Below are 9836 nucleotides of genomic sequence, written 5' to 3'. Positions count from 1 at the left end.
GGTTGGGTGTGTAAGCGCTGTGAGGCGTTGAGCTAACCAATACTAATTGCCCGTGAGGCTTGACCATATAACACCCAAGCAATTTGCTAGCGCAGATTGCGGTGGTGAAGATGATACGAACCGAAAGTTCGCTGCTCTTGAAATAGAGAGCCACAAATATCACATATCCGAATTCGCTGGGCTGTCCATCTGGACATTCTGGCTACAGAATTTCTTGACGACCATAGAGCATTGGAACCACCTGATCCCATCCCGAACTCAGCAGTGAAACGATGCATCGCCGATGGTAGTGTGGGGTTTCCCCATGTGAGAGTAGGTCATCGTCAAGATTCATTTCGCAAAACCCCTATCTGCACATGCAGGTAGGGGTTTTGTCTTTGTGGGCTAAAAATCCCAGGCCCTGCACAAATTCCCCGGTACTACAAAGATCCCTTTGGGAGCGGCTTCAGCCGCGAGCACCGGCAAAGCCGGTACCATCCACCGCGCCGCCTGCTTCGCGGCTAAAGCCGCTCCCACAGGGACCGCGCCAGCTTCTGTAATCGCGCAGAGCATTCATGAAATGTGCGTCATTTATGCCTGACGAATCACAGGGCAATGCTACGCTCGCGTAAATACTCAGCACGGATACCCACCATGGAAATGAACTGGCACCAGGCCCTGCAAGAGAGCCTGAGCTGGCTGGCAATCGCCTCGTTCATCACCCTTGTCGGCTTTACCGCCGCCGCCACACTGGCCGTACGTTGTACGCGCTGGGGTAGCCAGTTCTGGCAGCTTGCCGGGCCATATTTCAGCTTCAGGCGCAGTTGGCGGCCGTTGCTGGTGTTCGCACTGCTGCTGGTACTGACATTGTTCTCGGTACGCCTGAACGTGCTGTTCTCGTTCTGGTACAACGGCTTTTACAGCGCCTTGCAGGGCCTTGATCAAGCCGCTTTCTGGTACTTGCTCGGCGTCTTCGCGGTGCTGGCCACCATCCATGTACTGCGCTCGCTGTTCACTTTCTATGTGAGCCAGGCGTTCAGTATCAAGTGGCGGGTATGGCTTACCGAACGGCTGACCCACGACTGGATGCACGGCGATGCATACTACCGTGGTCAGTTCCTCGCCGAGCCGGTGGACAACCCCGACCAGCGTATCGAGTTGGACGTCAACGCCTTCGTCAGCAACTCGGTAACCCTGGCCCTTGGCGCTGTCAGCGCATTGGTGTCGCTGGTGGCGTTTACCGGGATTCTCTGGGGGCTGTCGGCACCGCTGTCGGTCGCCGGGGTGGAAGTCCCCCGGGCGATGGTGTTTGCCGTGTACTTGTATGTGATCGTCGCCACCTGGCTCGCCTTCCGCCTTGGGCGCCCGTTGATTCGCCTGAACTTCCTCAACGAAAAGCTCACCGCCAACTTCCGTTATGCGCTGATGCGCCTGCGCGAGAATGCCGAGAACATTGCCTTCTACCAGGGCGCTCAGGTGGAGCGGGGCACCTTGCTGGGCCGCTTTGGCGCCTTGATCGTGAATGCCTGGGCGCTGGTGTTCCGAAACCTCAAGTTCAGCGGTTTCAACCTGAGCGTCAGCCAGGTTGCCGTGGTGTTTCCGTTCATTCTCCAGGCGCCGCGCTTCTTCAGCGGGGCGATCAAGTTGGGCGATGTGATGCAGACTGCCCAGGCCTTTGGCCAGGTGCAGGACTCGTTGTCGTTCTTCCGCGAATCGTACGATGCATTCGCTCAATACCGCGCCACCCTTGACCGTCTGACCGGGTTCCTTGACGCCAACCAGCAGGCGAGCACCTTGCCGCGTGTCACCACCGAGGACCAGGCACATGCCTTGGAAATCGCCCGCCTGCAGGTGCTGCGCCCGGACGGGCACCCTCTTATCGCCAACCTGGACCTGCGTCTGCACGCCGGCCAGGCGCTGTTGATCAAGGGCCCGTCGGGTAGCGGTAAAACCACGCTGCTACGTGCGCTGGCCGGCCTCTGGCCGTATGCAGAAGGTGAGGTCCGGCGGCCGATGGGCCATCAGGCGCTGTTCCTGTCGCAGCGGCCGTACCTGCCGCTGGGTGACCTGCGTACCGTCATCGCCTACCCGGCGGCCAGCAAGCCGGAGGAGGAAACGCGTATGCAGCAGGCATTGCGCCAGGTCAACCTGGCCCACCTGACCGAGCAACTGGCTGTCAGTTGCGACTGGTCACACATTCTTTCGGTAGGTGAACAGCAGCGCCTGGCGTTCGCCCGGGTGCTGTTCAACCGGCCTCAGGTGGTGTTCCTTGACGAGTCCACCTCGGCCATGGACGAAGGGCTCGAGCATGCCCTGTATTCGCTTTTGCGCACGGAAATGCCGAGCGCGTTGCTGGTCAGTGTCGGCCATCGCAGCACGTTGGCGGGGTTCCACACCCACCGGCTGGAGGTGGATGGGCATGGCGGCTGGTCGTTGCTTGAGCAGCAACCAGTGCTGGCCTAGTTCGGCGATTGGGCCTCAGGGCTGGGGCCCAGCATCGCGATCAACTCGGCCCCTTCATTGCGTACATTGCCGACATCCTTGCCTACGGCAAACCACTCGAAGGTCTCCACCGGCAGGCAGTGCTCCCGTGCCAGGCGTTCGGCCTGTTCGGCAGGCACGTCAGGGTCGATCCAGGCCCGTGCATCCGCTGGCCCCAGGACCAGGGGCCGGCGGTCATGGATATCGACCATGCCTTGGTCACTGGCGGCGGTGATGATCACGAACCCGTCGCCTTCATTGGGCTCCAGCCCCGCGTGCACCTCGGCCAGTGCCGCCATGAACATCGGCGCCTGGCTTTTCAGGCGGATGAAGTAGGGCTGCTTGCGCTTGGGTTCCTGCGGGTCGGCCACCCATTCGTACCAGCCATCGGCCATGACCAGCGCTCGCCCTTGCGGCCACAGGGCCTTGAAGAACTTGCCGGTGGTCACCGTCTCGACTCGGGCGTTGATCGGCGCGGGGCGTTTGCTGGTGGCCCAGAACGGTGCCCAGCCCCAATGGCAGGGATCGATGCGCAGCCCGTCTTCAGCATTGTGCAGAATCAGCACGCGGCTGCCAGGCGCGACGTTGTAGCGGCCGATCGGCACATTGTCATAGCCGCTGATCACGTCCTGCTCGGCATCCAGTTCTCGCAGGTAGTCAGCCAGGCCCTGATATTGGGCGAAGCGTCCGCACATGGCATGTCCCCCATTTGTCGAAATTTCCTACGGCGAAATTGACCGAATACTCGGCATAGAATTTACTGTATATGCATACAGTTTAATTTCAAGGCCGTGTTATGACTACCATTCTGGGCCCAATCAATTGCGGTAGCGCTGCTGTGCCGCGCTATTCGTTCCGTGTTCCGGCGGGCTTCCCGTCGCCGGCAGCGGACCACATGGAGCAGCCCATCTCGCTGGATGAGCTGTTCAACTTGCGCGCGCCGCACATGTACCTGGTCAGGATAGACGGCGACAGCATGCAGGGTGCTGGCATCTTCGACGGTGACTTGGTGCTGGTAGACCGTTCGATCGAGGCGCGCCATGGCCATATCGTGATTGCTGCTGTCAACGGCGAGCCACTGTGCAAGCGGCTGCAACGTGTCGCCGGGCAGGTGGTACTGCGTTCGGAAAACCCAGGCTATGCGCCACGCTACATCATGGAGGGTGACGAGCTGATGATCTGGGGCGTGGTCACCTTCAGTGTGCGCAGCCATGACCCGCTAGCCTAGGCTCTGTGTGAAAAGCCTTGATACTCGGTGATGCTGCGTTGAAAACAGCCTCGGAATGCTCATTTACAACCCGTAAAGTCGGGCGCGACCCCGGCCGTTCCTCGGCTGTTTTCGCCTTGCCTGACCTTCGTCTCAAGACTTTTCACACAGAGCCTAGGCGGGCTCAGCGCAGCAGTGTCACGCCCACCAGCGTGGCGCTGGCAAAACCCGCCCCGACCAGGAAGGTTGCCTGGAACCCTGCACCGTCCCACAACAACCCGGCCATCACGCTGGCTACCAGTAGCGCCACCCCAGTCAGCAGGTTGAACAGGCCGAAGGCGGTACCGCGCAGGTTGGCAGGTGCGCTGTCGGCGATCATGGCGGCGAAGATGCCCTGGCTGAAGCCCAGGTGCAGGCCCCAGGCGGCAACCCCCAAGGCCAGCCCGGCCCAGCCTGGCAGCAGGGCCAGCAGCAGGTCGGCGGTGATCAGCAGCCCCAGCCCGGTAATCAGCACGCCGCGGCGGCCCACGCGGTCCGACAGCACCCCGGCGGGGTAGGCCGACAGCGAGTAGGCCAGCGCCATCAGTACCAGCACCGCCGGCGCCCACAACGGGGCCAGGCCCATGTCCTGGGCACGTAGCAGCAGGAATGCCTCGCTGAAGCGGGCGAGGGTGAACAGCGTGGCCAGGCCAATCAGCCGCCAGTAGGCCGGCCCCAGGCGCGCCAGTTCGCGCAGTGCCAGCGGTGCGCGCACGGGCCTGGCCGTGGCCGGTGCTTCAGGTTCGTGCACGAAAGCGATGAGGATGTACACCGCCACAAACGCCGGGATCACCGCCACCCAGAACACAGCCTGGAAGTGGCTCGCCGTCAGCCACATCAGCACGATCGCCAGCAGCGGCCCGAGGAAGGCGCCGACGGTGTCGAGTGCCTGGCGCAGGCCGAAGGCTGCACCACGCAGCGCGGCAGGTGTGACATCGGCCACCAGCGCGTCGCGCGGCGCCCCGCGAATGCCTTTGCCGACCCGGTCGACGAAGCGTGCCGCAGTCAGCCACTCAAGCCCGGAGGCCAGGGGGAACACCGGCTTGGTCAGCGCGCCCAGGCCGTAGCCGAGCACCGTAAGCAGCTTGCGCTTGCCCAGCCGATCGCTGAGGGCACCGGAGAACACCTTGGTGATCGACGCAGTCGCTTCGGCGATGCCTTCGATAATACCCACTGCCACCACCGAGGTGCCGAGTACGGTGACCATGTACAGCGGCAGCAGGGCGTGGATCATCTCCGAGGAAATGTCCATGAACATCGACACGAAGCCCAGCGCCCAGACGCTGCGGGGAATTTTCGGCAGGCTCCTGGCGGTACTCGCAGGGCTGCTTTCTTCGTTGCTACGCATCATGGGCCTCGGCAGAGTCGCTACGTTCGAAACTGTAGGAGCCAGCACGCAGGATGCAAATCGGATAGGTGGGTAGCGGCAATGGCACGTCAACATGGTTTACTGTATATAGATACAGTATTGGTGATTTCGCCACATGAAGCCTTCCCCTGTTTTTGCCCTGATCGATTGCAACAGCTTCTACGCCAGTTGCGAGCGGGTGTTCCGCCCCGACCTGTTGCGCACGCCCATCGTCGTGCTCAGCAACAACGACGGTTGCATTGTTGCCCGCAGTGCCGAGGCCAAGCCGCTGGTGAAGATGGGGCAGCCTTACTACCAGGTGAAGGACCTGTTGCAGCGCCATGGGGTGGTGGCGTTTTCCTCTAACTATGCGCTGTACGGCGACATGAGCCAGCGAGTGATGGCGGTGATCGAGGGCATGGTCCCGGCGCTGGAGGTGTACTCCATCGATGAAGCCTTTGCCGACCTGGCCGGCATGCCTGGCGATCTCGAGTATCTGGGCCGCTGCATTCGCGAGCGGGTGTTCAAGCACACGGCCATTCCGGTCGGTGTCGGTATTGCCGCTACCAAGACCTTGGCAAAGCTGGCCAACCACGCGGCTAAACGTTGGGCCCAACAGAGTGGCGGGGTGGTCGATCTGCGTGACCCGGTGAAGTACCACTGGGTGTTGAAAAAGTGTGATGTTTCCGAGGTGTGGGGTATTGGCAAACGCCTTACGGCGCATTTGCAAGGCATGGGCATCCGCAGCGCCTGGGACTTGTCCCGTGCCGACCCTGGCCTGTTACGCAAGACCTTCAGCGTGGTGGTGGAAAAGACCGCCCGCGAACTGGCCGGCACGCCGTGCCTGCAACTGGCGGACGTCGACCCGCCACGCCAGGAAATCTGCTGCAGCCGCATGTTCGGCCAGCGCCTGACCGAACTTGCGCCACTCAAGGAGGCAGTGGCCAGCTATGTGATGCGCGCCTCGGAGAAGCTGCGCCAGCAGCGCTCACTGGCCCGGCGCATGCGTGTGAGCATCCGTACCGGCATGTTCAACCCGGAGGAGCCCCGTTACGCCAATGGCGTGTTGGTGCAGTTGCCATACCCCACCGACGACCTGCGCCTGCTCACGCGCATGGCCCTGGAGGCGCTGGAGCGGGTGTATCGCCAGGGTTTTCGCTACAGCAAGGCGGAGGTGCTGCTGCTGGACCTGTGCCAGCGTGGCGAGTACACCGGCGACCTGTTCACGGCCTCGCAGACACAGCGGGCAGAGCGGGTCATGGCGGTGATCGACGGTGTCAACGCGCGCTGGGGAAGGGGCACATTACGCAGCGCGGCAGTGCCGGCGGCAGCGGAGTGGGCGATGCGTCGGGCGTTGATGAGCGAGGGCTTCACCACCCAGGTCGCGGGGTTGTGGCGGGTAGGTTGAGCACTGCAACACGCTCCGAAATCGCTGGGGCCGCTGGGCGGCCCATCGCAGCAGCTCGTCGCCAAGACAAGCCAACCTGGGGTCGGTATTACCGGCTCTGAAGCACTTCGCGAAACACGTCTGGACGAGAAGCTGCAATGTGCAGGAGGGAACGAGCGGCACCCGATGGCGTACGCCGACCTTGCTCCCACTCTTGGAGCGTACGTACTGAAACGCCCAACAACTCTGCAAACCTGAGCTGGGAAAGGCCGGTTCTGTTGCGAGCCTCGGCGGCCTCGGTCACCTTTATCTGGCGTACTGCGCCATAGCGGCCAGCTTTCACGTCGCGTATGGACTCCAGTAATTCTTCGCCGATGTTACGGCTGGCATCACGCAGCAACAGCTCTTTCTCAGTCAGGGGCATGGTTCAGCTCCTTTGCAATCTTGCGCAGTACGTGCGCGGGTATATTTTCGGTGGCGTTCTTGCAGTAAATGAGCAGTGCGACCAAGGCGCCATTGGCAAGTTGAGCTGTGTAAATCACACGGACGGCACCTCGCTTGCCTTTGCCGTCCAGGCTCCAGCGTACCTTGCGGCATCCGCCCGAACCGGGAATCACGGAGCCAGCGTCAGGTTCGTTAGCGAGATAGGACATAAATGCTCCGTGCTCTTCCTCGGTCCAGTAGTCGGGCCACTGCCTTGAGAATAGTGGTGCTTCAATGATCGTCAGCATACTGTATCCCTACGTCTTTGACGTAGATATTTTGCTTGGGCTGCCTGGGATCAAGAAGTGCGGGGTTGTATCGAGGGGTTGCTGACAAGCCGATTTGATCTGACATCTGCGGGGCTGCATGCGGCCCATCGCAGGCAGTACGCGCCGCTCTAACCCGGGATTCTGCAAAGTTCCGTTACAAACATGTAAACTTCGTAAATAAGATTTAAACTCATTTGAGAATCCCTATATTTACCATCCCTGTTGGCCGCCAAACCGTGTTTGCGGGGCCGGTGGGCGAGGGCTCCCGGTTTCCGACAGGGATGTGCCTTTTCGCTCATGAATCGCAGGAGATGTACCCATGCAGTGCAGAACTTCACCCAATAGCCTGGCCCTGGCGTTTGTCGCGCTGGCGTCACCGGCCCTGGTGGCCAGCGCGGCCCAGGCCGAAGAAAAGCGCACGGGTGAGGTGCTGGAAGTGCCGGTCGCCGACAACGCGCTGGTGATTCAGGACACCCTGGTCACCGCCGAGCGCGAAGCGCGCCAGGCCCTTGGCTCGTCGATCATCACCGCCGAAGACATCAAGCGCCACCCGCCGGCCAATGACCTGTCCGATATCATCCGCCGCGAGCCTGGGGTCAACCTGACCGGAAACAGCGCCAGCGGTGCGCGTGGCAACAACCGTCAGATCGACCTGCGCGGCATGGGCCCGGAAAACACTCTGATCCTTATCGATGGCAAGCCTTCCAGCGCCCGCAACGCCGTCCGCTATGGCTGGAACGGCGACCGCGATACCCGTGGTGAAACCAACTGGGTGCCGGCCGAAGCGGTCGAGCGTATCGAGATCCTGCGTGGCCCAGCGGCTGCACGCTACGGTTCCGGCGCCATGGGCGGGGTGGTCAACATCATCACCAAACGCCCGACGGATGAGCTCAAGGGCAGCGTCAGCCTGTACACCCAGCTGCCCGAAGACAGCGCCGAGGGCGCCAGCCGTCGCGCCAACTTCAACCTGGGCGGTGGCCTTACCGACAACCTTGGCTTCCGCCTGTATGGCGGCGTGGCCAAGACCGACGCCGACGACCTGGACATCAACGCCGGGCATGCCACCAGTGCACTGGTGGCTGGCCGCGAAGGGGTGCGCAACAAAGACGTCAACGGCCTGTTGAGCTGGCAGCTGAATGACGAACACCGCCTTGAGGCCAGCGCCGGCTATAGCCGCCAGGGCAACATCTTTGCCGGCGACACCATGAACAGCAACGGCGGTGGAGACGTCGAGTTCGTTTCCAGCCTGTACGGCCACGAAACCAACGTGATGCAGCGCAGCACCTACGACCTGACCCACCTGGGTGATTTCACCTGGGGGACCAGCAAGACCACGCTGGCCTACGAGTACGTGCGCAACTGGCGCCTCAACGAGGGCCTGGCCGGGCGTACCGAAGGCGCGCCAAGCGACGAGGGTGGGGCCATGTCGCGCCTGCGCAATACGCGCCTGAGCAGCGAAGTGAACCTGCCGTTCGCCATGGGCAGCACCGAGCATGTGCTGACCCTGGGCGGCGAGTACCTGTACGAAGCCCTCAACGACCAGGGGTCGTTGCGCCCGCAAAGCTCCGACCCTACCAACAATGGCGGGCTGGTCGGCTTCGATCGCAGCAGCTCGAAGATGACCGCACGCAGCTACGCGCTGTTTGTCGAAGACAACATCATTGTCGGCGACACCACCATTACCCCGGGCCTGCGTTTCGACCACCACGAAACCTTCGGCGACAACTTCAGCCCCAGCCTCAACCTGTCGCACAAGCTGACCGAAGCGCTGTCGGTAAAAGGCGGCATCGCACGTGCCTACAAGGTGCCGAACCTGTACCAATCCAACCCCAACTACCTGCTGTACAGCCGTGGCAACGGCTGCAGCGTGCAGCAGACCAACAACGGTGGCTGCTACCTGCAGGGCAACGCCGACCTCAAGCCCGAGATCAGCGTCAACAAGGAAATCGGCCTGCTGTACGACCGTGGTACCTGGCGCACCAGTGCCACCTACTTCCGTAACGATTACAAGAACAAGATCATCGGCGATACCGATGTGCTGTACACCATCGGCACCGGCAGCCGCGTGACCCAGTGGGACAACGCCGGCAAGGCGCGGGTGGAAGGTATCGAAGGCAACTTCTTCATCGAGCTGACGCCGACCCTGGACTGGAACACCAACCTGACCTGGATGCTCGACAACGACAACCGCGAGACCGGCGAGCCGCTGTCGGTGATCCCGGAGTACACCGTCAACACCACCCTCGACTGGCGCGCCACCGATCAGCTGTCGTTCCAGGTGGCAGGTACTTATTTCGGCAAGCAGAAATCGCCGACCTACAACTATCGCACCCAGCAAGACTACGACAAGAGCGCACAGGAGGATGTCGAGGCCTATGGCCTGGTGGACGTGAGCGCCGGGTACAAGTTCAACGCCAACTACGACGTGCGGGTGGGGGTTAACAACGTGTTCGACAAGCAGATTCTGCGCGGCGGTAATGCCAGCACTTCGGGGGCCAATACCTATAACCAGCCGGGCAGGGCGGTGTTTGCTGCGCTGAATATCAACTTCTGACAGCGGGGGGCGCTTTGCGGCCCTGTCGCGAGGCTCCACGCCAACAAAAAAGTTAAAAATCTTGCAAACAAAGAAACAAAGAGGTATAG

8 protein-coding genes and 1 rRNA gene are annotated in these 9836 nt (G+C 61.8%); 5 read left to right on the top strand and 4 right to left on the bottom strand.

Annotated features, from left to right (window positions below; all coding sequences use genetic code 11):
- Positions 1-213: 213 nt before the first annotated feature.
- Positions 214-329, top strand: a 5S ribosomal RNA gene (rrf, locus tag ABE456_RS27375).
- A 304-nt stretch (positions 330-633) separates the two neighbouring features.
- Complete coding sequence (locus ABE456_RS27370) at positions 634-2442, top strand: ABC transporter ATP-binding protein/permease (RefSeq protein WP_346646717.1); 1809 nt, start codon at positions 634-636, stop codon at positions 2440-2442.
- On the opposite strand, the gene ABE456_RS27365 is transcribed toward ABE456_RS27370, so the two are convergent.
- Complete coding sequence (locus tag ABE456_RS27365; RefSeq protein WP_346646716.1) at positions 2439-3155, bottom strand: SOS response-associated peptidase family protein; 717 nt, start codon at positions 3153-3155, stop codon at positions 2439-2441. The genes ABE456_RS27370 and ABE456_RS27365 overlap by 4 nt on opposite strands.
- A gap of 101 nt (positions 3156-3256) precedes the next feature.
- Between ABE456_RS27365 and umuD the strand changes: the two genes are divergently transcribed.
- Positions 3257-3688, top strand: a complete 432-nt coding sequence (umuD, locus tag ABE456_RS27360) for a translesion error-prone DNA polymerase V autoproteolytic subunit (protein ID WP_346646715.1) — start codon at positions 3257-3259, stop codon at positions 3686-3688.
- Between the two features lie 163 nt (positions 3689-3851).
- On the opposite strand, the gene ABE456_RS27355 is transcribed toward umuD, so the two are convergent.
- A complete protein-coding gene (locus tag ABE456_RS27355; protein WP_346646714.1) occupies positions 3852-5054 on the bottom strand; it encodes an MFS transporter in 1203 nt (400 codons plus the stop codon).
- Positions 5055-5190: 136 nt separating this feature from the next.
- On the opposite strand from ABE456_RS27355, the gene umuC reads away from it, so the two are divergent.
- A complete protein-coding gene (gene umuC / locus ABE456_RS27350; RefSeq protein WP_346646713.1) occupies positions 5191-6462 on the top strand; it encodes a translesion error-prone DNA polymerase V subunit UmuC in 1272 nt (423 codons plus the stop codon).
- A gap of 88 nt (positions 6463-6550) precedes the next feature.
- Here the strand turns inward: umuC and ABE456_RS27345 are convergent, their stop codons facing one another.
- Positions 6551-6865, bottom strand: coding sequence for a helix-turn-helix domain-containing protein (locus ABE456_RS27345; RefSeq protein ID WP_346646712.1), 315 nt, complete (start codon positions 6863-6865; stop codon positions 6551-6553).
- Positions 6852-7172, bottom strand: a complete 321-nt coding sequence (locus ABE456_RS27340; protein WP_346646711.1) for a transcriptional regulator — start codon at positions 7170-7172, stop codon at positions 6852-6854. The genes ABE456_RS27345 and ABE456_RS27340 overlap by 14 nt, the downstream gene beginning before the upstream one ends.
- Positions 7173-7512: 340 nt before the next feature.
- Here ABE456_RS27340 and ABE456_RS27335 point away from each other — a divergent pair, with 340 nt between their 5' ends.
- The gene (locus tag ABE456_RS27335; protein ID WP_346646710.1) at positions 7513-9747 is read left to right on the top strand and encodes a TonB-dependent siderophore receptor; all 2235 of its coding nucleotides are present in this window, start codon (positions 7513-7515) and stop codon (positions 9745-9747) included.
- The last annotated feature ends 89 nt before the right edge of the window (positions 9748-9836 follow it).

Origin of the sequence: Pseudomonas sp. TWI929 (assembly GCF_039673335.1) — a bacterium.
In the GTDB taxonomy this organism is placed as follows: Bacteria; Pseudomonadota; Gammaproteobacteria; order Pseudomonadales; family Pseudomonadaceae; genus Aquipseudomonas.
This window is presented reverse-complemented; position numbering and strand designations above follow the sequence as displayed.

Coding starts and splice junctions, on each gene's coding strand:
- ABE456_RS27370 (WP_346646717.1), top strand. CDS start 634: ATGGAAATGAACTGGCACCAGGCCCTGCAAGAGAGCCTGAGCTGGCTG.
- ABE456_RS27365 (WP_346646716.1), bottom strand. CDS start 3,155: ATGTGCGGACGCTTCGCCCAATATCAGGGCCTGGCTGACTACCTGCGA.
- umuD (WP_346646715.1), top strand. CDS start 3,257: ATGACTACCATTCTGGGCCCAATCAATTGCGGTAGCGCTGCTGTGCCG.
- ABE456_RS27355 (WP_346646714.1), bottom strand. CDS start 5,054: ATGCGTAGCAACGAAGAAAGCAGCCCTGCGAGTACCGCCAGGAGCCTG.
- umuC (WP_346646713.1), top strand. CDS start 5,191: ATGAAGCCTTCCCCTGTTTTTGCCCTGATCGATTGCAACAGCTTCTAC.
- ABE456_RS27345 (WP_346646712.1), bottom strand. CDS start 6,865: ATGCCCCTGACTGAGAAAGAGCTGTTGCTGCGTGATGCCAGCCGTAAC.
- ABE456_RS27340 (WP_346646711.1), bottom strand. CDS start 7,172: ATGCTGACGATCATTGAAGCACCACTATTCTCAAGGCAGTGGCCCGAC.
- ABE456_RS27335 (WP_346646710.1), top strand. CDS start 7,513: ATGCAGTGCAGAACTTCACCCAATAGCCTGGCCCTGGCGTTTGTCGCG.